The sequence below is a fragment of the Pseudomonas sp. S35 genome, assembly GCF_009866765.1.
In the GTDB taxonomy this organism is placed as follows: domain Bacteria; phylum Pseudomonadota; class Gammaproteobacteria; order Pseudomonadales; family Pseudomonadaceae; genus Aquipseudomonas.
Genome location: NZ_CP019431.1, coordinates 191,631 through 216,883, shown reverse-complemented (window position 1 = coordinate 216,883; position 25,253 = coordinate 191,631). Strand labels below are relative to the sequence as shown.

Annotated in this window: 22 protein-coding genes and 1 tRNA gene; 10 read left to right on the top strand and 13 right to left on the bottom strand. The window is 59.6% G+C overall.

The window, feature by feature from the left end; all coding sequences use genetic code 11:
- Positions 1–10 precede the first annotated feature (10 nt).
- A complete protein-coding gene (locus PspS35_RS00960; RefSeq protein ID WP_159932385.1) occupies positions 11–1,621 on the top strand; it encodes an arylsulfatase in 1,611 nt (536 codons plus the stop codon).
- On the opposite strand, the gene PspS35_RS00955 is transcribed toward PspS35_RS00960, so the two are convergent.
- A complete protein-coding gene (locus PspS35_RS00955) occupies positions 1,593–2,672 on the bottom strand; it encodes a fatty acid desaturase (protein ID WP_159932384.1) in 1,080 nt (359 codons plus the stop codon). The genes PspS35_RS00960 and PspS35_RS00955 overlap by 29 nt on opposite strands.
- 101 nt (positions 2,673–2,773) lie before the next feature.
- Between PspS35_RS00955 and PspS35_RS00950 the strand changes: the two genes are divergently transcribed.
- Positions 2,774–3,778, top strand: coding sequence for an AraC family transcriptional regulator (locus PspS35_RS00950; protein WP_159932383.1), 1,005 nt, complete (start codon positions 2,774–2,776; stop codon positions 3,776–3,778).
- A gap of 123 nt (positions 3,779–3,901) precedes the next feature.
- Here PspS35_RS00950 and PspS35_RS00945 read toward each other — a convergent pair whose 3' ends face one another.
- Positions 3,902–4,261 (bottom strand): response regulator, encoded by a 360-nt coding sequence (locus PspS35_RS00945; RefSeq protein WP_159932382.1) that lies wholly within the window; start codon positions 4,259–4,261, stop codon positions 3,902–3,904.
- Between the two features lie 100 nt (positions 4,262–4,361).
- Between PspS35_RS00945 and PspS35_RS00940 the strand changes: the two genes are divergently transcribed.
- Together PspS35_RS00940 and uraH are read left to right on the top strand one after the other, a co-directional pair.
- Positions 4,362–4,835: a heme-binding protein gene (locus PspS35_RS00940; protein ID WP_159932381.1), complete on the top strand. Its 474-nt coding sequence runs from the start codon at positions 4,362–4,364 to the stop codon at positions 4,833–4,835.
- A 23-nt stretch (positions 4,836–4,858) separates the two neighbouring features.
- Entirely contained in the window at positions 4,859–5,269 is a 411-nt protein-coding gene (gene uraH / locus PspS35_RS00935; protein ID WP_159932380.1) for a hydroxyisourate hydrolase, read from the top strand.
- 1 nt (position 5,270) lies between these two features.
- Here uraH and PspS35_RS00930 read toward each other — a convergent pair whose 3' ends face one another.
- Positions 5,271–5,963: a Crp/Fnr family transcriptional regulator gene (locus PspS35_RS00930; RefSeq protein WP_159932379.1), complete on the bottom strand. Its 693-nt coding sequence runs from the start codon at positions 5,961–5,963 to the stop codon at positions 5,271–5,273.
- A gap of 83 nt (positions 5,964–6,046) precedes the next feature.
- On the opposite strand from PspS35_RS00930, the gene PspS35_RS00925 reads away from it, so the two are divergent.
- Positions 6,047–6,574: an Mpo1-like protein gene (locus PspS35_RS00925; protein WP_159932378.1), complete on the top strand. Its 528-nt coding sequence runs from the start codon at positions 6,047–6,049 to the stop codon at positions 6,572–6,574.
- Positions 6,575–6,700: 126 nt separating this feature from the next.
- On the opposite strand, the gene PspS35_RS00920 is transcribed toward PspS35_RS00925, so the two are convergent.
- The 6 genes from PspS35_RS00920 to dibA form a co-directional block, all read right to left on the bottom strand.
- The gene (locus PspS35_RS00920) at positions 6,701–7,681 is read right to left on the bottom strand and encodes a sulfate ABC transporter ATP-binding protein (protein WP_159932377.1); all 981 of its coding nucleotides are present in this window, start codon (positions 7,679–7,681) and stop codon (positions 6,701–6,703) included.
- Positions 7,682–7,684: 3 nt separating this feature from the next.
- Entirely contained in the window at positions 7,685–8,557 is an 873-nt protein-coding gene (gene cysW / locus PspS35_RS00915) for a sulfate ABC transporter permease subunit CysW (RefSeq protein ID WP_159932376.1), read from the bottom strand.
- Between the two features lie 13 nt (positions 8,558–8,570).
- Positions 8,571–9,389, bottom strand: a complete 819-nt coding sequence (gene cysT, locus PspS35_RS00910) for a sulfate ABC transporter permease subunit CysT (protein WP_064450147.1) — start codon at positions 9,387–9,389, stop codon at positions 8,571–8,573.
- 77 nt (positions 9,390–9,466) lie between these two features.
- Entirely contained in the window at positions 9,467–10,477 is a 1,011-nt protein-coding gene (locus tag PspS35_RS00905; RefSeq protein WP_159932375.1) for a sulfate ABC transporter substrate-binding protein, read from the bottom strand.
- Between the two features lie 65 nt (positions 10,478–10,542).
- Entirely contained in the window at positions 10,543–10,725 is a 183-nt protein-coding gene (gene oscA, locus PspS35_RS00900; RefSeq protein WP_003170956.1) for a sulfur starvation response protein OscA, read from the bottom strand.
- Between the two features lie 276 nt (positions 10,726–11,001).
- Entirely contained in the window at positions 11,002–12,915 is a 1,914-nt protein-coding gene (dibA, locus tag PspS35_RS00895) for a phosphodiesterase DibA (RefSeq protein ID WP_159932374.1), read from the bottom strand.
- Positions 12,916–13,081: 166 nt separating this feature from the next.
- On the opposite strand from dibA, the gene desA reads away from it, so the two are divergent.
- Positions 13,082–14,266 (top strand): delta-9 fatty acid desaturase DesA, encoded by a 1,185-nt coding sequence (gene desA / locus PspS35_RS00890; protein ID WP_159932373.1) that lies wholly within the window; start codon positions 13,082–13,084, stop codon positions 14,264–14,266.
- A 188-nt stretch (positions 14,267–14,454) separates the two neighbouring features.
- The gene (locus PspS35_RS00885; protein ID WP_159932372.1) at positions 14,455–15,456 is read left to right on the top strand and encodes a sensor domain-containing diguanylate cyclase; all 1,002 of its coding nucleotides are present in this window, start codon (positions 14,455–14,457) and stop codon (positions 15,454–15,456) included.
- A gap of 55 nt (positions 15,457–15,511) precedes the next feature.
- Here the strand turns inward: PspS35_RS00885 and PspS35_RS00880 are convergent, their stop codons facing one another.
- The 3 genes from PspS35_RS00880 to gabD form a co-directional block, all read right to left on the bottom strand.
- The gene (locus PspS35_RS00880; RefSeq protein WP_159932371.1) at positions 15,512–16,729 is read right to left on the bottom strand and encodes an HDOD domain-containing protein; all 1,218 of its coding nucleotides are present in this window, start codon (positions 16,727–16,729) and stop codon (positions 15,512–15,514) included.
- 136 nt (positions 16,730–16,865) lie between these two features.
- The gene (gene gabT / locus PspS35_RS00875; RefSeq protein ID WP_159932370.1) at positions 16,866–18,143 is read right to left on the bottom strand and encodes a 4-aminobutyrate--2-oxoglutarate transaminase; all 1,278 of its coding nucleotides are present in this window, start codon (positions 18,141–18,143) and stop codon (positions 16,866–16,868) included.
- Positions 18,144–18,326: 183 nt separating this feature from the next.
- Positions 18,327–19,769, bottom strand: a complete 1,443-nt coding sequence (gene gabD / locus PspS35_RS00870) for an NADP-dependent succinate-semialdehyde dehydrogenase (RefSeq protein WP_095186318.1) — start codon at positions 19,767–19,769, stop codon at positions 18,327–18,329.
- Positions 19,770–20,138: 369 nt separating this feature from the next.
- Here gabD and PspS35_RS00865 point away from each other — a divergent pair.
- Positions 20,139–20,215, top strand: a tRNA-Arg gene (locus PspS35_RS00865).
- 105 nt (positions 20,216–20,320) lie between these two features.
- Complete coding sequence (locus PspS35_RS00860) at positions 20,321–21,403, top strand: site-specific integrase (RefSeq protein WP_238785963.1); 1,083 nt, start codon at positions 20,321–20,323, stop codon at positions 21,401–21,403.
- Here the strand turns inward: PspS35_RS00860 and PspS35_RS00855 are convergent, their stop codons facing one another.
- Positions 21,404–21,985 (bottom strand): hypothetical protein, encoded by a 582-nt coding sequence (locus PspS35_RS00855; protein WP_159932369.1) that lies wholly within the window; start codon positions 21,983–21,985, stop codon positions 21,404–21,406.
- An 892-nt stretch (positions 21,986–22,877) separates the two neighbouring features.
- Between PspS35_RS00855 and PspS35_RS00850 the strand changes: the two genes are divergently transcribed.
- Complete coding sequence (locus PspS35_RS00850; protein ID WP_159932368.1) at positions 22,878–25,220, top strand: DEAD/DEAH box helicase family protein; 2,343 nt, start codon at positions 22,878–22,880, stop codon at positions 25,218–25,220.
- Positions 25,221–25,253: the final 33 nt, after the last annotated feature.

The window sequence follows — 25,253 nt, the reverse complement described above, 5'->3', positions numbered from 1 at the left end:
GAGTGCCTTGATGCCGCAACGTCCCAATTTTCTTGTGATACTGGCCGATGACATGGGCTTTTCCGACCTCGGTGCGTTTGGCGGCGAAATCGCCACGCCGCACCTGGACGCCCTGGCGCACAACGGCCTGCGCCTGACCGACTTCCACACCGCGCCCACCTGCTCGCCCACCCGCTCGATGCTGCTGACCGGCACCGACCACCATATCGCCGGCATCGGCACCATGGCCGAGGCGTTGACCCCGGAGTTGATCGGCAAGCCTGGTTACGAAGGCTATTTGAACGACAAGGTGGTGGCCCTGCCGGAGCTGCTGCGCGAGGCCGGCTACCAGACCCTGATGAGCGGCAAATGGCACCTGGGCCTCACCGCCGAGCTGGCGCCCCATGCGCGGGGTTTCGAGCGTTCGTTTGCGCTGTTGCCGGGGGCGGCCAACCACTATGGTTTCGAGCCGACCTACGACGACACCACCCCCGGCCTGCTTAAATCCACCCCGGCGCTGTATATCGAAGACGACACCTTCGTCGAGCAGTTGCCCGAAGGTTTTTATTCTTCCGACGCGTTTGGCGACAAGCTGCTGCAGTACCTCAAGGAGCGCGACCAGGCCCGGCCGTTCTTCGCTTACCTGCCGTTTTCGGCGCCGCACTGGCCGTTGCAGGCGCCCGCCGAGATCGTCGACAAATACCGTGGCCGCTACGACGCTGGCCCCGAAGTGCTGCGCCTGGAGCGCCTGGAAAAACTCAAGGCATTGGGCTTGATCGATGCCGATGTGGAGCCCCATCCACTGATCGAGCTGAACACTCAATGGGCAGCCCTGAGCGACGAACAACGGCAAGTCTCGGCACGGGCCATGGAAGTGTATGCGGCGATGGTCGAGCGCATGGACTGGAACATCGGCCGGGTGGTGGAGTACTTGCGCCAACAGGGGCAACTGGACAACACCTTCATCGTGTTCATGTCCGATAACGGCGCCGAAGGCGCGCTGCTGGAGGCCTTCCCCAAATTTGGCCCCGAGCTGCTGACCTACCTCAACCAGCATTACGACAACAGCCTGGCCAACATCGGGCGCGCCAACTCTTACGTCTGGTATGGGCCGTCGTGGGCCCAGGTGGCGACCGCGCCGTCGCGGCTGTTCAAGGCGTTTACCACCGAGGGTGGGATTCGGGTGCCGGCACTGGTGCACTACCCCCGGCTGTCACTCAAGGGGCGGATCAGTCATGGGTTCGGTACGGTGATGGATATCACCCCGACCCTCCTGGACCTGGCCGGCGTGCGTCATCCGGGCAAACAATGGCGCGGCAAGCCGGTGGCGCCTTTGCGGGGCAAGTCGTGGCTGGGCTTCTTGTCGGGTGAAACCGCCCAGGTGCACGACGAGCACACCGTTACCGGTTGGGAGCTGTTCGGGCGCAGGGCGATTCGCCAGGGCCAATGGAAAGCCGTGTATATCCCCGGCCCCGTGGGTCCGGCCACCTGGCAGCTGTACGACCTGGGCCAGGACCCCGGCGAGATCCATGACCTCGCCTTGAGCCACCCGGACAAGCTGGCCACCCTGATCGGCCACTGGCAACAGTACGTGGACGAAACCGGCGTGATACTCAGCGCATCACCGTTTCAGCCGGACTGACCCCGCTGTTTGCGCGCGCCTGAGGCTCCAGTCGATTGGCCCGCGCAAACGTGCCGAAATCGTTGAAACGCACGCCCATTTCAGCCATCACCTTATGCGCCACTTTGGCCGTCATCTGGCGGATGTAGAACGGCTCCTTCACCACAAAATGGTGGATACCGTGAGTGCTGCCGAAGTTGAAGCAGAACGCCTGCAACGGCCACATCCACCAGGGGTTCAAGACCTGGGTTTGCTGGATCACATTGCCCAGTTCCACATCGCCGTAGTAGTGCATGTTGGAGCTGACAAAGTGCAGGCAAAAGGTGCGCAGCACATTGGGACCGATGATCACCACGGCGGCGATGTTGATCACCTGCATCACCTGCAACGTCGTCGCTGACCATTCAATCGGCGCGCCCAACAGGCTGGCGATGCCATTGGCGGCATGAAAGCCAAGGAATACATACCACGCGCCCCAATGCAGCAGCGCCAGCGGTGCGTACACCAGCAGCGAGCGCTTGAGGATGGTCAGTTTGTGCTTCCAGGTCTTGGCCCGCAGCATGCGGATAAACGCCGACATCACGTTATCGCCGACCATCAACAACCGCGCAAAGCCCCAGGGTTCGCCGTTGGTGATGGCGCGCTCTTCCATATCGGTCTCAGTACCCGACACCTTGTGGTGGTTCAGGTGCAGGTGGCGGCGAATCCACGGGTTGATGGTGCTCGGCCGCGCCAGCCACACCAGGCCCATCATCAGGTTGTGAGGCAGGCGCTGCTTGCGAAAATACATGCTGTGGATCAGGTCGTGCTCCAGCTCGTGGGTCAGCGAGGCGAGGAACGCGTTGAGCAACAGGCACGCCCACCAGGCCAGATGACCGCTGATGTAGAGCGCCGCCGAGCCCACCATACCGACCAGGGCAAAGGCCAGGATGCCCGCCCCCAGCGCATCCTGATGCAGCAGCCACGGGTGCTGCTGGCGCAAGCGCACGCCTTCGGCCAGCACCACTTCGCGGATCTTTGCCGAGCGTTGCTGCGCGTTCATCTGTTGGGGACTTGCAGAAGTACCGTCCATGCTCCCATCCTCTTGTGTATTGATGCGCCCATCCTGCCCCAAGCGATCTGGCAGGACGCTAGCCCCGGACGCCAACCTGTTGACCGCAAGCGCCAATCGTCATGACCGAACCCACCTCCCTCGCCAGCTGGACCCGCGCCCTGCGCAAGCAGCTCGATGCCCTGGGCCTCGACAGCGCCGCGCTGTGTGTGGCCGCCGGGCTCGACCCGCAGCAGATGGACGATCCCAACGCGCGCTACCCGCTGTCGGCCACCACCCGTTTGTGGGAGCTGGCAGTACAGGCCAGCGGCGACCCGGCGATTGGCTTGCGGGTGTCGCGCTTTGTCAGCCCCACCACCTTCCACGCGTTGGGGTATGCGCTGGTGGCCAGTGGCAGCCTGCGGGAGGTGTTCGAACGCATCGTGCGCTATCACCAGGTGGTCAGCGATGCCCTGACGCTTGAGCTCAGCGGCGATAGCGAACGCTACCGCTTTCGCCTGCTGCAACCCAGCGGTAGCCCGGCACCGGCGTTCGAAGCCATTGATGCCTTTGCGGCGATTTATGTGCGCACTTGCCGCAATCGCCTGGGCCGTGAGTACGCGCCGTTGGCGGTGTACCTGCGCAGGCCCGAGCCCGCCGACCCCAAGCCCTGGCACACGGTGTTTCGCGCGCCGGTGTTTTTTGGCGCCGAGGAAGACCGCCTGGAGTTCGCCGCCCAGGACTTCGACAGCCACCTGGACGACGCCAACCCGGAGCTGGCCGAACACAACGAGACCGTGCTCAAACGCACCTTGGCCCAGCTGCAGCCGCTGACGTGGGAGCGCAAGGTGCGCCGGGTGATCGAGGCGCAACTGCCCGATGGTGAGCCCAGTGCCGAACGCGTGGCGCAGGCGCTGCATTTGAGCCTGCGCAGTTTGCAGCGGCATTTGGCGGATGAGGGTTGCCGGTTTGATGCGTTGCTCAATGAATGCCGCGAGAATTTGGCGCTGCTGCATTTGCGCGACCCGCAGTGCTCATTGGCCGAGATCAGTCATTTATTGGGGTTTGCCGATACCAGCAGTTTCAACCGCGCGTTCAAGCGGTGGACGGGGATGACGCCGGGGCAGTTTCGGGAGGGGTTGCGGTAGGTGGGCTTGTGGTGTTTTTGAGGGCCTCATCGCGGGCAAGCCCGCTCCCACATTTGACTGCAGTTCAAGGTTGGAACTCGGTTACCTGTGGGAGCTGGCTTGCCTGCGATAGCGTCAGAGCGGTCACCGCCCACGCCGCAGCAGTTTCCTCACCCGCGCCACCAACGCCTTGTCCTCAAACGGCTTGAGCAAATAGTCGTCCTCGTGCAGCTCCAACCCACGTAGCCGGTCTTCAATCCCATCCTGCGTGGTTAAAAACAACACCGGCGTGTCGCCCTTTTGCCGAATCGCCTGCTGCAATTTCCAGGCGTTCAAGCCAGGCAACATCACATCAAGGATCACCAGGTCGTAATCAGCGCTTTCAACAAAGCGCAACGCCGCCATGCCATTGGCGGCGAGTTCTACCGTGAAGCCGGCCTCACTCAGGCCCTGGGCCATGCGCTGCGCCAGTTGGGGCTGGTCTTCCACTAACAACACCTGCATGCCTTACCTCGTGGTTTGATTACAACTTTGTCATCAAATTGTGCGGCTTCTGACCATGCCCGCTGACTAACGTGACGGCCTGCTTTATGGAGCCTTCACCATGTATCGCACTGCCCTGTTTTTGAGCCTTGCCGTCTGCACCGCCGCTCAGGCTACGCCACAACTGCCGCGCCATGCCGAGCTTGATCTGCGCACCGCGCGCCAACTGGCCGATGCCAGCCTGGCCCACTGCACCGCAGCACTGACCGTGCTCGACCGCGGCGGCAACCTGTTGCTGGGCCTGCGGGCCGATGGCGTCGGCCCGCACAACAGTGTCGCCAGCCAACGCAAGGCGTACACCGCGCTGTCGACCAAAACCCCGACCCGCTTGTTTGCCGAGCGCGCCCGCAACAACCCCGAAGCGGCCAACCTTAACAGCTTGCCCGAGTTGCTGTTGCTCGGCGGCGGCGTGCCGCTGTTTGCCGATGACGAATTGGTCGGTGCACTGGGCATCGCCGGTGCCGGCGGCGCTGCGCAGGATGAAGCCTGTGCCGTGCAGGCAGCCGAGCAATTGGGCTTGAAAACAACCCGCTGATCCCTCCTCGAAAGGACCTCTGAATGAAAACCTTAAGCATGACCCTTGCCGCCCTCAGCCTGAGCGGCCTGTGCAACCTGGCACTGGCAGACGGTAACCCCCTGAGCGTCCACGTGCTCAATCTGGAGAACGGCCTGCCGTCTGCCGGTGTGAGTGTCACGCTCGAACAGCAGGTGGGCGATCAATGGCAATCGCTGTCTAAAGGCGTTACCAATCAGCAAGGGCGCATCGCCGAGCTGTTCCCGGCCAACCGCAGCATGCAGCCGGGTGAGTATCGCGTGGTGTTCAAGACCGGCGATTACTACAAAAAAGCGGGCCGCGAGACGTTCTTCCCAGAAGTGCCGGTGATTTTCCAGGTCAAGCAGGCCGACCAGCATTACCACATCCCACTGTTGCTCAGCCCTTATGGGTTTTCTACCTATCGCGGTTCATAGTTCAACCGCCGACGCCTGCGGCCTGCCGCAGGCGTTGCAGGTCCAGCACCTCAATCGCGGCGTAACTCAAGCCGATGATGCCCTGCTGTTCCAGTGCCTTGAGCAGACTGTTGGTGGTCTGGCGCGACAGACCCAACATCGCCGCCAGGTCTTCCTGCGGCAACTGCAGGACGCGGCGCGCCTGGGCAATTTCGCCGTAGCCTTCAGCGATCATCAGCAGCCGGTGGGCCAGGCGCTGCGACGTGCTCATCAGGCTGATCTGCTCGATATTGATCAACGACAAGCGCAGCTTGTGGCTCATCAACAGTGCCATGTCCCGCCAATACACTGGGTGCTCAGCCAGGATTTCAAGCATCTGCGCCTGCGGCACCTGCAATAGCGTGCAAGGCCCCATCGCCAGCGCGTCGTGGGTGCGCGGCAGGCTGTCGAACAGGCAGATTTCACCGAACCAATAGGGTGCTTCGACCAGGCTCAATACCGCTTCCTTGCCCTGGGCGTTCACCGCGCTGACCCGCACCGCACCGTCCAGCACGGCATACAGGCCGCAAGGCGGGTCGCCGCGCTTGAACAGGTACTCTCCAGCCGTCAGCGAGCGCAACCGCGCCGCCGCCAACAGACTACGCTGTAGCTCAATGGGCAAGTGGCTGAACCAGTGGCCGGCGACCAACCGGGCGTGCCATTTCGACGCGATCATGAGAACTCCAAAGAGTGTCGCCCAGTTGACAGTTAGTCGAAGGCTGACAGGGCATGATCAAACATCCTACAGGAGGAATAACAATGAAAAGCCTCGTCGACCACCTTAGCCAATATGCTGCCTACCACCGCGACCCGCGTAATATCGTCAGCCACTTTATTGGCATCCCGTTGATTGTCGTCGCGGTGGCGGTGCTGCTGTCGCGCCCCGAATGGGCGGTGGGTGGATTGTGGATATCTCCCGCAGTGCTGCTGGCGCTGTTTTCGGCGTGGTTCTACCTGCGCCTTGAACTGGGACTGGGCGCACTGATGACGCTGTTGATGGGCCTGTCGGTGTGGGCCGGGCATGTGTTGGCAGCGCAGAGCACGCTGGTGTGGTTGGGCAGCGGCATCGGGATGTTTGTGGTGGGCTGGGTGATTCAGTTTGTCGGGCACTACTACGAAGGCAGGAAGCCCGCGTTTGTGGATGATGTGTCGGGGTTGATTGTGGGGCCGTTGTTTGTGGTGGCGGAGGTGGCGTTTTTGCTGGGGCTGCGGCATGAGCTCAAGCAGCAGATTGAAGATCGGTCGGGGCCTGTGGCACGCCGCGATCTAAAGCCTAGTGAGGTCTGAATGTGGGAGGGGGCTTGCTCCCGATAGCAGTGGATCAGTCAGTACAGCTGCCACTGATAGACCGCTATCGGGGGCAAGCCCCCTCCCACATTGGCCACATTTCACATTGAGTGATGTGGTGGGTTGTTAAGCCTTTTGCCAGACCTTGGGCTTGAAGAACAAGGTCTCGCCACGGGCCAAGCCCGTCAGGCTGTCGTGGTCCTTGACCACTTCGGCTTCAATCAGCTCGCTCTGGCCTTCCACCTTCAACGTCACACGCGTGGTCGCGCCCAACGGACGAATATCACGCACTTCGGCTGCATGGTGGTCTTCCAGTTCATGGCGCGACAGCGACACTTCGTGGGGGCGGAACAGCACGTGCTTGTCTTCCCCCAGGTGCAGGCGGTTGGAGTCGCCCAGGAAGTGGTACACAAAATCGCTGGCCGGGTTTTCGTAGACGTCGCCCGGTGAACCGATCTGCTCGATCACGCCCTTGTTCATCACCACGATACGGTCGGCGACTTCCATGGCCTCTTCCTGGTCGTGGGTCACGAATACCGAGGTCAGGTTGATGTCTTCGTGCAGGCGCGCCAGCCAGCGACGCAGTTCTTTACGGACCTTGGCGTCGAGGGCACCGAAAGGCTCATCGAGCAGCAACACCTTGGGTTCGACCGCCAGGGCACGGGCCAGGGCGATACGTTGGCGCTGGCCACCAGAGAGCTGTTCCGGGTAACGATCAGACAGCCAATCGAGCTGCACCATGTTCAGCAGTTCGTGAACCTTGGCCGCGATCTGGGTTTCATTCGGGCGCTGGTTCTTGGGCTTCATGCGCAGGCCGAACGCGACGTTGTCGAACACCGTCATGTGGCGAAACAGCGCGTAGTGCTGGAACACAAACCCGACGTTGCGATCACGCACATCGTGGCCGGAGACGTCTTCACCGTGGAACACGATGCTGCCGTCATCCGGGGTTTCCAGGCCGGCGATGATGCGCAGCAACGTGGTCTTGCCGCAGCCGGACGGGCCGAGCAACGCCACCAGCTCGCCACTCTGGATGTCCAGGTTGATGCTGTTCAGGGCCTTGAAGGCGTTGAAGTTCTTGCTGACATTACGGACTTCGATCGACATGACTTATTCCTCACCGGCGCTTTTGCGCAGGCGGTTGATACGGTTCTCGCTCCACTGCTTGAGCAGCAGGATGAAGAGCGCCAGGATCAGCAGCAGGCTGGCCACCGCAAACGCGGCAACGTGGTTGTATTCGTTGTAGAGGATCTCGACGTGCAGCGGCAGGGTGTTGGTCACGCCGCGAATGTGGCCGGACACCACCGACACCGCACCGAACTCCCCCATGGCCCGCGCCGTACACAGCACCACGCCGTAGATCAGGCCCCATTTGATGTTCGGCACGGTCACGTGCCAGAACATCTGCCAGCCATTGGCGCCGAGCAGGCGCGCGGCCTCTTCTTCCTGGGTGCCCTGCTCCTGCATCAGCGGGATCAACTCACGGGCCACGAACGGCACGGTGACGAAGATGGTCGCCAGCACGATGCCCGGCAAAGCGAACACGATCTGGATGTCGTGCTCCTGCAACCACGGGCCGAAGAACCCTTGGGCGCCGAACATCAGCACATACACCAGGCCCGCGATCACCGGCGAGACCGAGAACGGCAGGTCGATCAGCGTCACCAGGATGCTTTTGCCACGGAACGAATACTTGCTCACGCACCAGGCGGCGCTGACGCCGAACACCACGTTGAGCGGCACCGAAATCAATACGGCGATCACCGTGAGTTTCAACGCGGACAACGCGTCTGGCTCCAGGATTGCGCTAAAGAACGTACCCAGGCCGTTCTTCAGGCCCTGGGACACCACGATGAACAGCGGCAGCAACAGGAACAGGAAAAACACCAGCCAGCCAAGGCTGATCAGGATGCGTCGCGACACCGCACTGCCACGCCGGGCAGCGTTGGCCGAGGACGCAGCGGAAATAGACGATTGGGACATGCTCCGCGCCTCCTTATGGACGTTCGATGCGCCGCTGCAACAAGTTGATCAGCAGCAGCAGGACAAAGGAAACCACCAGCATCAGCACGCCAATGGAGGTGGCGCCGCGGTAGTCGTACTGGTCAAGCTTGACCATGATCAGCAGCGGCAGGATCTCGGTTTTCATCGGCATGTTGCCGGCGATGAAGATCACCGAACCGTACTCACCGACGCCACGGGCGAACGCCAGGGCGAAGCCGGTCAGCCAGGCGGGCAGCAGCGCGGGGACGAGGATGTAGCGGAACACCTGCAACGGCTTGGCGCCCAGGCAGGCAGCGGCTTCTTCGATTTCCCGGGGGATGTCGGCGAGTACCGGCTGCACCGTGCGCACCACGAACGGCAGGGTCACAAACGTCAGCGCCAGGGTGATACCCAGCGGCGAGTAGGCGATTTTGAAGCCCAGGTCAGCGGCGAACTGGCCGACCAGGCCGGTCGGCGTGTACAGCGCCGTCAGCGCGATACCGGCCACGGCGGTGGGTAGGGCGAACGGCAGGTCGATCATCGCATCGATGATCTTGCGGCCGGGGAAGGTGTAGCGCACCAGCACCCATGCCAGCAGCGTGCCGATCACGCCGTTGATCAACGCGGCGTAGAGCGCGGTGCTGAAGCTCAGCTTCAACGCCGCCAACACCCGCGGTGCGGAGATAATGGCCCAGAACTGATCCCAGGTGAGTTGAGCGGCGTGTACGAACATCGCCGCGAGGGGGATGAGTACGATCAGGCTGAGGTACACCACGGTGTAGCCCAGCGTCAGCCCGAAGCCGGGTATGACGGGGGAAATACGACGCGACATAAGAGTCCTTGGTTAGCGGGTAGTACCACTGCAGGAACGCACGCTCCTATGGGAGCGCGCGTTCCTATTCATTCGGCTTACTGCGCCGTGTAGATCTGGTCGAACACGCCACCGTCATTGAAGAATTTCGGTTGCGCAGTCTTCCAGCCGCCGAAGTCTTTGTCGATAGTCACCAGGTCCAGTTTCGGGAACTGCTGGGCGTATTTGGCGGCCACTGTTGCATCGCGTGGGCGGTAGAAGTTCTTGGCCGCAATCTCCTGGCCAGCCGGGCTGTACAGGTGTTTCAGGTATTCGGTAGCGATCTCGGTGTTGCCCTTTTTCTCGGCGTTCTTGTCGACCACGGCCACTGGCGGCTCCGCGAGGATCGACAGGGACGGCACGACGATATCGAACTTGTCGGCGCCGCCGTCTTCTTTGAGCGCCAGGAAGGCTTCGTTTTCCCAGGCCAGCAACACGTCACCCTGACCGTTGTTGACGAAGGTGATGGTCGAACCGCGTGCACCGGTGTCGAGGATCGGCACGTGCTTGAACAGTTCTTTCACGTATTCCTGGGCCTTGGCTTCGCTGCCGCCGGCTTTGAGGCCGTAGGCCCAGGCGGCGAGGAAGTTCCAGCGCGCACCGCCGGAGGTTTTCGGGTTAGGCGTGATCACCGACACGTCTTTCTTGATCAGGTCGCCCCAGTCCTTGATGCCTTTAGGGTTGCCCTTGCGCACCAGGAACACGATGGTCGAGGTGTACGGGGTGCTCGCTTGCGGCAGGCGGGTTTGCCAGTTTTCCGGCAGGGTCTTGCCCAGTTTTGCGATTTCGTCGATGTCACCGGCCAGGGCCAGGGTCACTACGTCGGCGCGCAGGCCGTCGATCACCGCCCGGCCCTGTTTGCCCGAACCACCGTGGGACTGCTGGATCTTGACGGTGTCGCCAGGGTGGGACTGCTTCCAGAAGTTGGTGAACTCCGCGTTGTAATCCTGGTACAGCTCACGGGTCGGGTCGTACGAGACGTTGAGCAACTCGTAGTCCTTGGCAACTGCGGAACCGGCAAACACGGCGCTGGCCAATGCGGCCAGGGCATAACGGCGAATCGACGACATAGAAGCTCCTGAAATTCTGGGGTGTTGGCTTTTTCTTATAGTGACGGGTCTATCGCCGTGGTGGCTTAGCTCGGTTTGTTACCCGGGTTCTGCAGACGGAATTTTTCCTTGCGTTCAATCTGGACCACTTGGGCGTTATGCACAGTGATTTCCACCGCGCCAAACCGCAGATCGCGCAAGGCGCTCTGGATCTCACGCAAAATGGCTGCTTCGTCCTGGCCGTCGACGCTACGTAGAGATGCGCTCATGGTCTCGCTCCTGAAATGAATAGTGCCTCGCAGTGGCGGCACTGCTTGCGGCGTAGGGCGATAGTAGATAAGCGCGGATATTCTTAAAAATACTATTTAAGAATGTTTATATAACCAAAAAGAATTTTCTGACAGGGCGCGGGGTTGCGAGAGGAATGCACCTTGCGAATATCCAAATGTGGGAGGGGGCTTGCCGCCGATGGCGGTCTGTCAGACAACAACGCTGTGATTGGCGCACCGCTATCGGGCAAGCCCCCTCCCACACTTGAATGTGTTTCAAGGCTGGAGAGTGGGCGCGCGGTCCCAGTCAATTTCATTCGCTGGCACCGGCCGTCCAAACCAATAGCCTTGGCCCAGATCACAGCCCTGCTCCAACAAAAACCGCGCCTGTTCCACCTGCTCGATCCCTTCGGCGTGAACCTGCATGCCCATGCTTTTGGCCAGCGCGATCACCACGCGCACAATCGCGGCGTCGTCTTCGTCCCACGGCAAGCCAGCGACAAACCCCTGGTCGATCTTGAGTTTCTGCACCGGCAGGCGCTTAAGGCGCAGCAGCGACGAATAGCCGGTGCCAAAGTCATCGATGGCCAGGCGCAGGCCCAGCTCGCGCAGGCGGTGCAATTGCTCAAGGGCTTCCTCGGGGTCATCCATGACGGCGCTTTCGGTGACTTCCAGCTCAAGAAACGCCGGGTCCAGGCCAGTGTCGTGCAGTACCTGGGCGACTTGCTCGTACAGTTCACGCCGGGCGAACAGGCGACTGGACACGTTGATCGCGATAAAACTCAGCGGCACGCCGTCGGCCAGCCATTGGCACATCTGGCGGCAGGCCTGTTCCATCACCCAGGCGTCGATATCGGCAATCAAACCGGTGCGCTCGGCGATAGGGATGAATTCACCAGGCGGCACCAGGCCGCGCTCCGGGTGCTGCCAGCGCACCAATGCTTCGACGCCGATCAGGCGGCTGCCGTGCAGGTCGTGCACGGGTTGGTAGTACACGCGCAGTTCCTGCTGGTCGAGGGCGCGGCGCAGCTCACTGGCGATCTCCACGCGGTTCTGCGCGTGGGCGGTGAGTTCTTCGGTGTACAAGGCGTAGCCTTCGCGGCCCACGCTTTTGGCCTTGAACAGCGCGGAGTCGGCGTTGCGCAGCAGTTGTTCGGCGCTCAGCGCATCGCTGGGGAACAGGCTGATACCGATGCTGGCGCTGATGAACAGTTGATGGCCGTCAAAGATGAACGGCTGCTTCATCACATCCAGCATGCGCTGCGCCAACGCCGCGGCCTGCACCACCTGTGAACAACTCTCGGCGAGCACCGCGAACTCGTCCCCGCCCAGGCGCGCCAGGGTCACGCCAGGGCCGAACAGCGTCTTGAGCCGCTCGCCCACCAGCTTGAGCAACTGGTCGCCGACGTTGTGGCCGAGGCTGTCGTTGATGATCTTGAAGTGGTCCAGGTCCAGCAACAGCAAGGCGCAGCCGCGTTTGTGCAACTGCGCCGAGGCCAATGCCTGCTCGGCGCGGTCGGTGAACAGCAGGCGGTTGGGCAGGTCGGTCAGGGGGTCGTGGTGCGCCAGGTGGGCCAGTTCGTGTTCGGAATCTTTGATCGCGCTGATGTCGGAAAACACCGCGACGTAATGGCTGGCCTTGCCAAGGTCGTCATGAATCACCCGGATGGTTTGCCATTGTGGATAAATCTCGCCGCTTTTGCGCCGGTTCCAGATTTCACCGCTCCACTCACCGCAGCGCTCAAGGGTTTGGAACATCTGTTGATAAAAACTCGACGAATGGCGCCCGGACTTGAACAGGCTCGGCTGCTGGCCCATGACGTCTTCGCGCTGGTAGCCGGTGATTTCCATGAACGCCCGGTTCACATGCACGATCAGGCCTTGCGCATCGGTGACCAACACCCCTTCGCGCGTGCAGTCGAACACTGCCGCTGCCTGGCGCAGGCGCTCGCGGTTCTCTTTCAAGGGTTGCTGCAGTTGGTTCGCCCGCGCAAAACGGGCACAGATCAGATAAATCACCCCGGCACTGAGCGTCACCCACACGTAGCCACGCACCTGCAGCCACAGGGTAAGGTCCCTCGGGTTATCGAGAAACTCGATCAATATGCGACTTGTGAGCCCGATCCAAGCAATCGAAACCAACAGGTATACCAGCCCCGCACGCCGGGCCCCTCGGTATGAAAACAGCATATGTTCAGTAATCCTTACCAAAAAAACAGCATCGCCCTACAAAGGCTGCGGATTATAGAATAAGAAACATCCCGTCACTCCTATCTGAAAGGGCGGCTGGTTTTCTCTGTTGGCTTAGTGATAATGCGTGAGCTGCTTTTTTCTTTATCTGAGGGCCATACAGCCTATGTGGTACAACGGTTTTCTTGACCTGTCAGCCTGGCAACTGGTGGCAGTCACGCTGTTGATGACCCACGTGACCATTGTTGGCGTCACGGTTTATCTGCACCGTTATTCAGCCCATCGCTCCCTGGAGCTCAATGCCGGCCTGAAACACTTCTTCCGCTTCTGGCTGTGGCTGACCACGGCGCAGAACACCCGCGAGTGGACGGCCATCCACCGCAAGCACCACGCCAAGTGCGAAACCGTCGATGACCCGCACAGCCCGGTCATCAAGGGTTTGTCCACCGTATTGCGCAAAGGCGCCGAGCTGTACCGCGCCGAGGCCGAAAACCCCGAGACCCTGCGCATCTACGGCAAGAACTGCCCGGATGACTGGATCGAGCGCAAGCTCTACACGCCCTACCCACTGCTGGGCGTGGCGATCATGGGCGTGATCGACCTGCTGCTGTTCGGCACCATCGGCATCACCATCTGGGCGATCCAGATGATGTGGATCCCGTTCTGGGCGGCCGGCGTGATCAACGGCCTGGGCCATGCCGTGGGCTATCGCAACTTCGAATGCCGTGATGCGGCGACCAACTTGGTGCCGTGGGGCATCATCGTCGGCGGCGAAGAACTGCACAACAACCACCACACCTACCCCAACTCGGCCAAGCTGTCGGTGAAGAAATGGGAGTTCGACCTGGGTTGGGCGTGGATCAAGTTGTTCAGCTTCCTGCGCCTGGCCAAGGTCCAGCGCGTGGCACCGATTGCCCATCGCGTCGAGGGCAAAGGCCACCTGGACATGGACACCGCGATGGCGATCCTCAACAACCGCTTCCAGATCATGGCCCAGTACCGCAAGTTGGTGATCGGCCCGCTGGTCAAGCAGGAGCTGGAGAAGGTCGATCACTCGGTGCGCCACCAGTTCCACCGCGCCAAGCGCTTGCTGTCGCGGGAAACCAGCCTGCTGGATGACCGCCACCACGTCCGCATCCAGAGCCTGCTGGAACACAGCCAGGCTCTGAAAGTGATCTACGAAAAACGCCTGGCGCTGCAGCAAATCTGGCTCAAGACCAGCACCAACGGCCACGATATGCTCGCCGCGATCAAGGAATGGGTGCACGAAGCCGAGGCCAGCGGCATCCAGTCCCTGCGGGATTTTGCCCACCAATTGAAGACCTATTCGCTGCGTCCTGCGGCGGTCTGACCGTGCTGTGGGAGGGTGCGCCCTCCCACGCACCCTCTTTTTGGCGTCATTTTCCGGGCACCGCCAATCGGCACCGTTCACGGAACTTCATCGCATTTACCTTCTCTCAATGAACACTTCGCCATCATGGTGGCCCCTTGTTGTGACCGCTGCTCCATCCTGCGGCGCGCCCAGAGAGAGTTGTGCCGATGGTTCACGAAAAGCCTGTCCCTACCGACATCCCAACCACTGAACCTCCACGTCCGGCTGCGGCGGCGACCCTGCTGGCGCTGGTGCATGCCCAGGGTGAAGTCGAGCGACTGAGTGAACGCGAACAATTGCTGAGCTCGCTGCTGGTCAGTGTGAATGCTGTGCTGTGGGCCATCGATTGGGAGACTCGCCGCGTGCTGTATGTGAGCCCGGCCTACGAGCGGATATTCGGCCGTTCCGCCGGCCTGTTGCTTGCCGACCATCGGGAATGGCGCAACAGCATTCACCCCGAAGACCTCGACTACGCCGAACACAGCCTGGCCCGCGTGCTGGAACAGGGCGCCGTAGAAGATCGCGAGTACCGCATCATCACCGCCGACGGCCAGATCCGCTGGCTGAGCGACAAGTGCTACATCAACCAGCAGGTCGAACCGGGCGAGCCGGTGATCGTCGTCGGCATGGCCGAAGACGTCACCGAAAAGAAGCAGCTGGAACTGGAACTGCACCGCCTCGCCACCACTGACGTGCTGACCCAGAGCAGCAACCGCCGGCACTTCTTCGAATGCGCCAACCAGGCCTTCGACACCGCCTGCGCCCAAGGCGCACCGCTGGCCTTCCTGCTGCTGGACATCGATGATTTCAAGGACGTCAACGACACCTACGGCCACCTTGAAGGCGATCAGGTACTGCGGCGTATCGCCGAGAGCGGTCGCGGTGTATTGCGCCGTGGCGACCTGTTCGGGCGTATTGGCGGCGAAGAGTTTGCCGCCGTACTGCCGGGCTGCGCGCCAGAAATGGCGTTGCAAGTGGCCGAGCGCCTGGGCAAGGAAATCCAGGAACTGCGTTTCAGCTATGAAGGCCAGGCGTTCGGCGTGACCATCAGCCAGGGCCTGGCCAGCCTCACCGAAGAAGACTCGACCCTGGACAGCCTGTTCGCCCGCGCCGATGCGGCGATGTATGAGGCCAAGCGCCTGGGCAAAAACCGCGTGGTTGCGGGCTAGAAGATCAACACAGATCAACTGTGGGAGGGGGCAAGCCCCCTCCCACAGTTGAGTTTCATTGTTCTCTAGGTTTGCGCACCCGCATCAGCTCCGACAACCCGATCTTGAGCAAACGTGCGGTCTTGCCACGGGCCAGTTCTTCCAGGCCTTCACGCTCAGTCAACCGTGCCATCTGCGCCGCCAGGTTCACCACCAGCGCATCGCGGCCATACACCCCGCCTTCCAGCGAATAAACCGCCGCAATCAGCTGGCGCAACTCCAGCGGCAAGCGCCAGCGCGCCCGCAACGCCGAACCATAGGCGGCCCCGAAGGTGTAGAGGGACTCGCCAACCGTCTCGTCATCCAACGCCCCACCGCCCTGGCGCCAGTCTTCCAGGCAGCGCAGCAATGCCAGGTCGCCCAACCGATGCAGGATGCCGGCGCTGTAGCAGCGTTCGTGGTCCAACTCCAGCATGCGCGCCAGGTGACGGGCGTAGTCGGCGGTGTCCTGGGACACCTGCCAATGGCGCTCGGCGTAGGCCACCAGGCCGGGGTCGCCCAGCACCACGTTGTGCTTGAGGGCCAGGCCGAGGATCAGGTTCATGCTTTGACCGGCGCCGAGTGCGTGCAGTGCCGCCGGCAAGGTCTGCACCGGCGTGCCGTGATGACCGGCGCTGTTGGCGGCGGCGACCAGCACGGCGGTGATTTGCGGGTCCATGCGCACCTGGTCCTCCAGGCGCTTGAGGTCCAGCCCATCGGGCCCGAGGCTGGCCTGTACGGCTGCTTTGACGTCGACTCGCAACGGCGCGCCATCGGACGCTTCGCGACGGCGCTCCAGGAACACCGGCAAGGTCATGCCCGGTGCCAGGGCGGGGATTTCGCAGTAAACGGTTTCGCCTTCGTTGAGCAGCAGGTCTTGCAGGCGCTGGGTCAGGCTTTCCATGTTCAGGGGTTTGGTGAGGTACGCCGTCGGCGCCAGGGGCAGTGCTTCACGCACGCTGGCGCTGTCGTTGCGGCTGCTCAGCAGAATGAACGGCAACACGGGCGAGCGCCGCTGCTGGCGCACGTTGCGCAGCAGGCTCAGGCCGTCGATGCCCGGTAGCTCCCAATCTGCCAGGATCAGGTCGTAGGCCTTTTCTCGCAGCAACGTCGCTGCGTGCTGGCCATCGGCACACACATCCAGCCGCGCATCGCAGCGCACGTTCAACAGCACTTGCTTGAGCAGATCCCGCGACCAAGGGTCTGCCTCGGCAATCAACACTCGGGGTACAGCCGGTAAATCAACTGCAGTCATCCAGCACGCTCCATCGGCAATGCTTGCAACCTTAGCCAATGACGCCGACTGCGTAAAATGTCGGGGCACAAAAAACCGCCGAAGCGGTTTTTTGTTATTTGTAGGAGCAAGCTTGCTCGCTCCTACAGGGGCTGCGTTACAGCTCGGAGAAGCACTCTTCGATGATCGCCAAGCCTTTGTCCAACTGCTCGTCTGGCGAGGTCAGCGGCACCAGTACACGCAACACGTTGCCGTAGGTACCGCAGGACAGCAGGATCAAGCCCTTGTCACGCGCCTTGGCCACCACAGCGGCAACGGCGGCGGCGTTCGGCTTGTGGCTGTCGCCGTCTTCGAACAGCTCCACAGCGATCATCGCGCCCAGGGCACGGACTTCGCCGATCACCGGGTACTTGGCCTGGATAGCCTTGAGGCCAGTCACCAGGCGCTCGCCCACTGCCTTGCAGCGGTCCAGCAGGTGCTCTTCTTCAAACACTTCCATCACCGCCAGCGCAGCGGCGCACGCGATCGGGCTACCGGCGTAGGTGCCGCCCAGGCCGCCTGGCGCGATGGCGTCCATGTATTCGGCCTTGCCGCACACACCGGCCAGCGGGAAGCCGCCAGCGATGGACTTGGCGAAGGTGGTCAGGTCGGCGGCAACGCCCATCTGTTCCATGGCGAAGAAGGTACCGGTACGGCCGGCACCGGTTTGCACTTCATCAGCGATCAGCAGGATGCCGTGCTTGTCGCACAGTTCGCGCAGGCGCTTCATGAACGACTTAGGCGCGACGTAAAAACCGCCTTCACCCTGCACCGGCTCGATGATGATGGCCGCGATGTCACGCGGCTCGGCGTCGTTCTTGAAGATGCGTTCGATGCTGGCGATGGAATCGTCGTCGCTCACGCCGTGCAGCTCGTTCGGGTACAGCGCGCGGAACACGCCGCCTGGCATCAGCCCCATGCCGGCCGAGTAAGGCACGACTTTACCGGTCAGACCCAGGGTCATCATGGTGCGGCCGTGGTAAGCGCCGGTGAAGGCGATCACGCCAGCACGGCCAGTGGCGGCGCGGGCGATTTTCACGGCGTTTTCGACAGCTTCGGAACCGGTGGTGACCAGCAGGGTTTTCTTGACGAAATCACCTGGCACCTTGGCGTTGATCTTTTCGCACACTTCTACGTAAGGCTCGTAGGCCAGTACCTGGAAGCAGGTGTGGGTCAGCTTGTTCAGCTGCTCGGTCACGGCGGCGATGATCTTCGGGTGCACGTGGCCGGTGTTCAGCACGGCGATACCGCCGGCGAAGTCGATGAACTCGCGACCTTCAACGTCGGTCACGGTGGCGTTCTTCGCCGACTCGGCGAAGATCGGGTGAATCTGGCCAACACCGCGCGGTACAGCGGCTTCGCGGCGTTTCATCAGGGATGCGTTGGTCTTGCTCATAAAGTCCTCATTCGCCACTCATCGGGTGGCGTGGTTCAAGGAATACGTGGCGGGGAGGCACCTGCAACAGCATGCGATGATCGACTGCCGCAGCGTTCCCGGTCACTACGAATAACGGTGTAAAACACGCAAAGGGTCAGCGCTCTCGTGCCCTTTGCGTTTACTGCAATGCCAAACCGGGGCTTAGATGCCCAGGCAGAGGTATTTGATTTCCAGGTAATCCTCGATCCCGTACTTGGAGCCTTCACGGCCCAGGCCCGAGGCCTTGATGCCGCCGAACGGCGCCACTTCGTTGGAGATCAACCCGGTGTTGACGCCGACCATGCCGTATTCCAGGGCTTCGGCCACACGGAACACACGGCCCAGGTCGCGGGCGTAGAAGTACGAGGCCAGGCCGAACTCGGTGTCGTTGGACATCGCGATCACTTCGGCTTCGTCTTTGAAACGGAACAGCGGCGCCAGCGGACCGAAGGTTTCTTCCTTGGCGACAGCGGCGTTTTTCGGCACGTCGACCAGGATGGTTGGCTCGAAGAAGTTGCCTTCCATCACCTTGCCACCGGCCAACAGCTTGGCGCCTTTGCTCAGGGCATCAGCGATGTGTTCCTGAACCTTGGCCACGGCTTTTTCGTCGATCAGCGGGCCGGTGGTGGTGCCGTCTTCCAGACCGTTGCCGATCTTGAGTTTGGCCACGGCCACTTTGAGTTTTTCGGCGAACGCGTCGTACACCGAATCCTGGATGTACAGGCGGTTGGCGCAGACGCAGGTCTGGCCGTTGTTGCGGTACTTGGAAATGATCGCGCCTTCGACGGCCTTATCCAGGTCCGCGTCGTCGAACACGATGAACGGCGCGTTGCCGCCCAGCTCCAGGGACACTTTCTTGATGTCCTTGGCGCATTCGGCCATCAGCTGACGACCGATTTCGGTCGAACCCGTAAAGGACAATTTACGCACGATCGGGTTGCTGGTCAGCTCGCCGCCGATGTCGCCGGCGCTGCCGGTAACCACGCTCAGCACGCCTTTCGGAATACCGGCACGGTGCGCCAGCTCAACCAGGGCCAGGGCCGAGAACGGGGTTTGCGACGCAGGCTTGATCACCATGGTGCAACCGGCGGCCAGGGCCGGGCCGGCTTTACGGGTGATCATCGCCGCAGGGAAGTTCCACGGGGTGATGGCAGCGGTCACGCCGATTGGCTGCTTGATCACGATCAGGCGCTTGTCAGGCTGGTGGCCGGGAATCACGTCACCGTAGATGCGCTTGGCTTCCTCAGCGAACCACTCGATAAAGGAAGCGGCATAGACGATCTCGCCCTTGGCTTCAGCCAGCGGCTTGCCTTGTTCGAGGGTCATCAGGCGACCAAGGTCGTCCTGGTTTTCGATCAGCAGTTCGAACCAACGGCGCAGCTTGTTGGCGCGCTCCTTGGCGGTCAGTGCACGCCAGGCCGGCAGGGCCTTGTCAGCGGCTTCGATGGCACGGCGGGTTTCCGCGGCGCCCATCTTTGGCACGGTACCGAGAATCTCGCCCGTGGCAGGGTTGTTGACCTTGATGGTTTGACCATTGTCCGCATCGACCCAAGCGCCATCGATAAAGGCTTGCTGGCGGAACAACTGGGTATCTTTGAGCTGCATGTCGGCTTTCCTTAACAGCACCGCGCGCACGCGGAGCGAATTAGAGTTGTTGAAAGGCGCCTTGTGGGCTGCCGTCAGGGAAATCAGCCCCAGCACGCGAGGAAGTTGAATGCGCACGGGAGACAGAGCGTTTGAAATCTCAAACGAATCCTAGGATCAATGGGGGTACAGGGCAATAGTCTGTTCGAAAAAAAGAACGAAAACGGCGCATTTGCCGAATCTTTCGGATCAGCGTAGCGCAGACAGGTTTGCGCACATCGATCCCTGTTGCGCGGCGCAGGGCCTTCGTCAGGAAAATTCCTACCTTTAACGGGCCAAAGACCAGCATGGACGCCCAAGGTCGACATGGGTATGATGTCGCCCGCACAAGCATCCGTAGCTCAGCTGGATAGAGTACTGCCCTCCGAAGGCAGGGGTCGTGGGTTCGAATCCCGCCGGGTGCACCATCTTCTTTCTCTTGTATTACAAGGGGATAGCGCTCCTGACAGAAACCTGTCCTAGTCCTGAAAGTCGTTTTTGCCACAAATTTGCCACACTTAAACGTGGCGGGAATGGTCGAAATGGCAACAATCAGGAATCGTGGCGAGTATCAGTGGGAAGCGCAAATTCGCCGTAAGGGCTACCCAGCCCAGCGCAAAACCTTCGAAACCAAATCCGATGCCCAAGCCTGGGCGCGCATGATCGAAAGCGAAATCGACCGGGGTATATTTGTTTCTCGGGTCGAGGCTGAACGCACCGCCTTTCATCAACTTATTGATCGCTATATCTCTGAGATTGCTCCGAAGCACAAAGGCGCGTATTCGGAAATCAAACGTCTGGAAGCGCTCAAGCGTCATCCATTGGCAACACGTATCGTTGCCACCCTCACCTCTTCAGACTTTGCCCGCTACCGTGACGAGCGCTTGAAAATCCGCAAGGGTAATACGGTGAAGCGTGAGCTGGCTTTGTTTCAATGCGTGATCGAGGTCGCTCGACGTGAGTGGGGAATTCATATGGCAGAGAATCCAGTCAGGATGGTCAGCCGTCCCAGCTACAACGACGAGCGCTCGCGACGCCTTGACCCAATTGAAGAGCAATACATGTTCGACGCTTTGGAGCTTTGTGAGCGCCGTGCTGACGGCACCTATGCTGATGCCTCACACAACCCTTGGATACGGCCCATCGTCCAATTGGCCATTGAGACAGCGATGCGCCGTGGTGAGATTTTCGAGCTGCGCTGGAAGCATGTGAATCTGGATCGTAGAACCGCGCATCTGCCCGCAACCAAAAACGGCCTGCCCAGAACCGTCCCGCTTTCGCCGAAGGCTATTCAGTTGCTGAAGGACTTGCCGCGTTCGCTGTGCGGGCGAGTCTTCCCCACCACCGCTGATGCGCTCAAGAAGGCCTTTGTACGAGGTCTGGAGCGAGCCAGACTGAAATACTTGGGAGATTGTGGGATGGCGCAGGTAACACCTCAGGAAGACTTCCTAGTCAATCTGCGCTTTCACGATCTGCGGCATGAGGCGACCTGTCGGCTTGCGACCAAGCTACCGAATCTGATCGAGCTTGCGAGCGTGACGGGGCATCGGGAAGTGAACATGCTGAAACGGTATTACAACATCACGGCCGAAGAGCTGGCTGCCAAGTTGGCTTGATTAGTCGAACTCAAAACCGAACTCAATGGCCATTTCTTTGAACTGGCTATTGGTTTGAGCTCGATTAACGGTAGCAGCACCCCGCTCAAGTTCTTTGGTTCTGTAAGCCGCATTAAAGGCACTGATCAAATCTGCTTTCGTGAACGTAAAATCTGTAATTTGCCTCCGGGTCTTTTCCTTCAAACCGCGTACTGCAACCTGCGCAGCCTCTCTGTGGAATGATTCCATGATCAAAAACGCAAAAACGTAATCCTGGATCCACCCTTCGGAAAGAGCCCAAATCAATATCCTTTGATACGTCGGCCAAGCCATATGTGTTTGACCGCTAACGTATCGCCGCACAGTCCTTCCGTTTTCCGTGCCTATGATGCTTATCAGTTGATCTTCTAGCGAAATTTTTGACATTTTCGACGTACGTAATACGAGCCCGACCAAGTGTTGAATCCTGTCCGCAGGCACCCGAACCAAGAAATTTTTACGTCCCGACTCGCTATGATTCGTGATTTCAAGCGCCATAAAATCCAGGGCTTCATCAGGCGGCACGTCGGGTAAGAGTAGTTGGGGTTGAGTGCTTACGCTCATAAAGTGATATCCCTCTGCCAAAAAGCTGTCCTAGAAGTAAAACGCTTGGTTAGCGAAAACTGGAGTCACTCCAGAGCAATCGAGCGGAACCAAGATGACAGTAGATTACGAAACCATCCTGAAAATCCAGAAGCTTGGAGATGACGTTCTCATTGGTGTCGCGGAGGTATGAGCCGCCCGTAAGGTCGTTGTTTTCGCTTTCTTCTGAGGACATAGAGAGCTTGCGGGAGGAAATGCGGCGGGATGGTCAGTGGATGCATGAGCAGTTGAAGAGCAAAAATGGCCAGATCTAGTTGGCCTTGCATCCAAGGCCACATTATCTCTTTGCCAGATAAGCCATTTTACAGCGCATGTTGCATGAAGGCGTATCGTGACCTCATAAGCCTAATCGAACGGGACAACCCTACCTGGCGGTCCAATAGCTTGGCCAAGGTCATTTTGAGGACGCGACTGATCTCATCAACTACCAAAAATTAATTATTAGCATTGGCCGATATTCTCGCTCCAATTCACGCTCCCGCCCCAAAAGCGGCTGAATTGGATAGGCGTCCCTTTGCCGTCTCACTTCCTGCGTCGACACACCAAGACGTGCCGCTACGTCAGCGACAGGCACCTTCTTTTCGGTCACCTAGATTGACCACTCTCCGGGCTAACGCGGGTTGCTCGTGGCACCTCCTAATTGGCCTCAGTTTAAGGCAATGACTTGTCTACTAAGCGCAGAACGATTCAAAACCAAGCAGATATCCACCACCTAGGCTGCCAAAGAGGTTAAAGCCCTTAATCAAGGCAATTGCCGCTGGTGGTTGACGAACACAACTGGTTAAAATTTCCTACCGTTGGAAAAATTGTCGTATTTAAGCGCATGAGTGCTGCTAATCGCAGCGAGGACGCAATGATTAGCAAGGAAAAGAAAGAGCTAAGCGAGGCCGACATCAAGGCTAAATTCATCACCCCGGCATTGGTAAACGCTGGATGGGATGAAATGACTCAGATCCGCCGTGAAGTCACCCTTACTCCCGGCCCTGTGGTGGTACGCGGTAACCTGTCTTCCCGCAACAAGAAGAAAAAAAAGTTTGCCGATTACGTCCTACAAAAGGAAAAGGGCGTGCCAGTAGCGGTGGTCGAAGCCAAACAAAACAACTATACCGTCAGCCATGGTCTTCAGCAGGCTCTAGGCTATGCCGGCATCCTCGAGGTGCCCTGCGCCTTTAGCTCCAATGGCGACGGCTTTGCCAGCCACGATAAGACCGCACATCCTGGTGAAGATATTGAAACAGAATTTGCGCTGGAGGCCTTCCCCTCCCCGGATGAGCTCTGGCGACGCTACAAGCACTTCAGGGGCATCCTGGACGAACAGGAAGCGCTAGTTACTGAACCCTATTACGACGATGGCTCCAACAAAGAGCCCCGCTACTATCAAGCCGAGGCCATCAACCGTGTGGTTGAAAAAGTGGCTCAGGGACAGAAGCGGCTGCTGCTCGTCATGGCCACTGGCACCGGCAAGACTTACACGACCTTCCAGATTATCTGGCGCCTGTGGAAAGCGAAAAAAGTTCGACGCATCCTCTTCCTGGTAGACCGCAACATCCTGGTCGACCAAACCCTAGTCAACGACTTCAAGCCTTTCGGCTCGGTGATGACCAAAATAAAGAACCGCAAGATAGATCCTTCCTACGAGGTTTATTTAGGTTTGTATCAAGCGCTTACTGGCCCGGATGAAGAAGACAAGATTTTTAAAACCGTCTCGCGTGACTTCTTTGACCTCATCGTGATTGACGAATGTCACCGTGGCAGTGCCAACGATGATTCCGCATGGAAGGAAATCCTTGAGTACTTTAATGGTGCTATCCAGCTTGGGCTAACCGCCACGCCAAAGGAAACTAAGTACGCCTCCAACATCAACTATTTTGGCGAACCTATTTACACCTACTCGCTGAAGCAGGGCATTCAGGACGGGTTTCTGGCCCCCTACAAGGTGGTTCGAATTGATATTGACAAGGATATTCACGGCTGGACCCCGCCACCCGGCATGAAAGATGACCTAGGTAATGAAATCGAGCATCGCGAATACAGCCAGGCGGACATGGACCGGATACTGGTACTAAACAAGCGAACCAAGCTGGTGGCCCAACGGGTGATGAAACTAATGACCGCCACCGACCCCTACCAGAAAACCATCATATTCTGCGAAGACATCGACCATGCCGAGCGCATGCGCATGGCCATCGTCAATGCAGCTGGTTCGCTGGCTAAAGAAAATAGCAAATACGTAATGCGCATTACAGGCGATAGCCTTGAAGGCAAAGCCGAGCTGGACAACTTTATCGACCCCGAAAGCAGATACCCGGTTATCGCCACCACCTCTGAATTGCTCACCACGGGCGTAGACACCAAGACCTGCAAGTTGATTGTTCTCGACAAGTCCGTGAACTCAATGACCACCTTCAAGCAGATTGTGGGCCGTGGCACGCGCATCGAGGAATCGCAGAACAAGTACTTTTTCACCATCATGGACTTTAAACGGGCTACGGAACTTTTCAAAGATCCGGAATTTGATGGTGAACCCGTGGTGATCTACGAACCTGATGAGGACGACGATCCGGTGCCACCTGATCCCAATCCGGACGAGGATGGCGAAGGTGGTGATGGCGATGACGATGATGGAATTAAGAAAGTCTACGTCAGCGGTGTGGAAGTATGCATTCTCTCCGAGCGCGTCGAATACCTCGGCGAAGACGGCAAGATGGTAATGGAAAGCTACCGCGACTATAGCCGCAAAAACATCCTGAAAGAGTTCACTTCACTGGATGACTTTCTGCAGAAATGGAGCAGCGCCAAAAAGAAAACCGCCATTATCGAGGCGCTAGCTGAATACGGCATCGAGCTGCCAAAGTTGGCGCAGGATGTAGGTAAGGATTACGGCGATTTCGACTTGATCTGTCACATTGCCTTTGACCAGCCAGCTCTAACCCGTCATGAACGGGCCAACAATGTAAAAAAACGAAATTACTTCACCCATTATGGCGATCAGGCCCGCGCTGTGCTAGAAGCCCTTCTGGACAAATATGCCGACGAAGGCGTCGCCAGCATTGAGAATAACAGTGTACTCAAGCTAGCCCCTTTCAACAGGATGGGCACGCCCGTGGAAATCATAAACGGGATATTTGGCGGCAAGGCCAATTACGAGCAAGCCGTGCAGGCGCTGGAAAGCGAACTGTTTACGCAAGCCAACTGACTCAGATAGCCCCCTAATAGGCCTCAGGAATTT

Coding starts and splice junctions, on each gene's coding strand:
- PspS35_RS00950 (WP_159932383.1), top strand. CDS start 2,774: ATGACCGAACCCACCTCCCTCGCCAGCTGGACCCGCGCCCTGCGCAAG.
- dibA (WP_159932374.1), bottom strand. CDS start 12,915: ATGCTGTTTTCATACCGAGGGGCCCGGCGTGCGGGGCTGGTATACCTG.
- PspS35_RS00860 (WP_238785963.1), top strand. CDS start 20,321: ATGGTCGAAATGGCAACAATCAGGAATCGTGGCGAGTATCAGTGGGAA.
- PspS35_RS00930 (WP_159932379.1), bottom strand. CDS start 5,963: ATGATCGCGTCGAAATGGCACGCCCGGTTGGTCGCCGGCCACTGGTTC.
- gabT (WP_159932370.1), bottom strand. CDS start 18,143: ATGAGCAAGACCAACGCATCCCTGATGAAACGCCGCGAAGCCGCTGTA.
- desA (WP_159932373.1), top strand. CDS start 13,082: ATGTGGTACAACGGTTTTCTTGACCTGTCAGCCTGGCAACTGGTGGCA.
- PspS35_RS00955 (WP_159932384.1), bottom strand. CDS start 2,672: ATGGACGGTACTTCTGCAAGTCCCCAACAGATGAACGCGCAGCAACGC.
- gabD (WP_095186318.1), bottom strand. CDS start 19,769: ATGCAGCTCAAAGATACCCAGTTGTTCCGCCAGCAAGCCTTTATCGAT.
- PspS35_RS00905 (WP_159932375.1), bottom strand. CDS start 10,477: ATGTCGTCGATTCGCCGTTATGCCCTGGCCGCATTGGCCAGCGCCGTG.
- PspS35_RS00850 (WP_159932368.1), top strand. CDS start 22,878: ATGATTAGCAAGGAAAAGAAAGAGCTAAGCGAGGCCGACATCAAGGCT.
- PspS35_RS00880 (WP_159932371.1), bottom strand. CDS start 16,729: ATGACTGCAGTTGATTTACCGGCTGTACCCCGAGTGTTGATTGCCGAG.
- PspS35_RS00885 (WP_159932372.1), top strand. CDS start 14,455: ATGGTTCACGAAAAGCCTGTCCCTACCGACATCCCAACCACTGAACCT.
- PspS35_RS00925 (WP_159932378.1), top strand. CDS start 6,047: ATGAAAAGCCTCGTCGACCACCTTAGCCAATATGCTGCCTACCACCGC.
- PspS35_RS00960 (WP_159932385.1), top strand. CDS start 11: ATGCCGCAACGTCCCAATTTTCTTGTGATACTGGCCGATGACATGGGC.
- uraH (WP_159932380.1), top strand. CDS start 4,859: ATGAAAACCTTAAGCATGACCCTTGCCGCCCTCAGCCTGAGCGGCCTG.
- oscA (WP_003170956.1), bottom strand. CDS start 10,725: ATGAGCGCATCTCTACGTAGCGTCGACGGCCAGGACGAAGCAGCCATT.
- cysT (WP_064450147.1), bottom strand. CDS start 9,389: ATGTCGCGTCGTATTTCCCCCGTCATACCCGGCTTCGGGCTGACGCTG.
- PspS35_RS00855 (WP_159932369.1), bottom strand. CDS start 21,985: ATGAGCGTAAGCACTCAACCCCAACTACTCTTACCCGACGTGCCGCCT.
- cysW (WP_159932376.1), bottom strand. CDS start 8,557: ATGTCCCAATCGTCTATTTCCGCTGCGTCCTCGGCCAACGCTGCCCGG.
- PspS35_RS00940 (WP_159932381.1), top strand. CDS start 4,362: ATGTATCGCACTGCCCTGTTTTTGAGCCTTGCCGTCTGCACCGCCGCT.
- PspS35_RS00920 (WP_159932377.1), bottom strand. CDS start 7,681: ATGTCGATCGAAGTCCGTAATGTCAGCAAGAACTTCAACGCCTTCAAG.
- PspS35_RS00945 (WP_159932382.1), bottom strand. CDS start 4,261: ATGCAGGTGTTGTTAGTGGAAGACCAGCCCCAACTGGCGCAGCGCATG.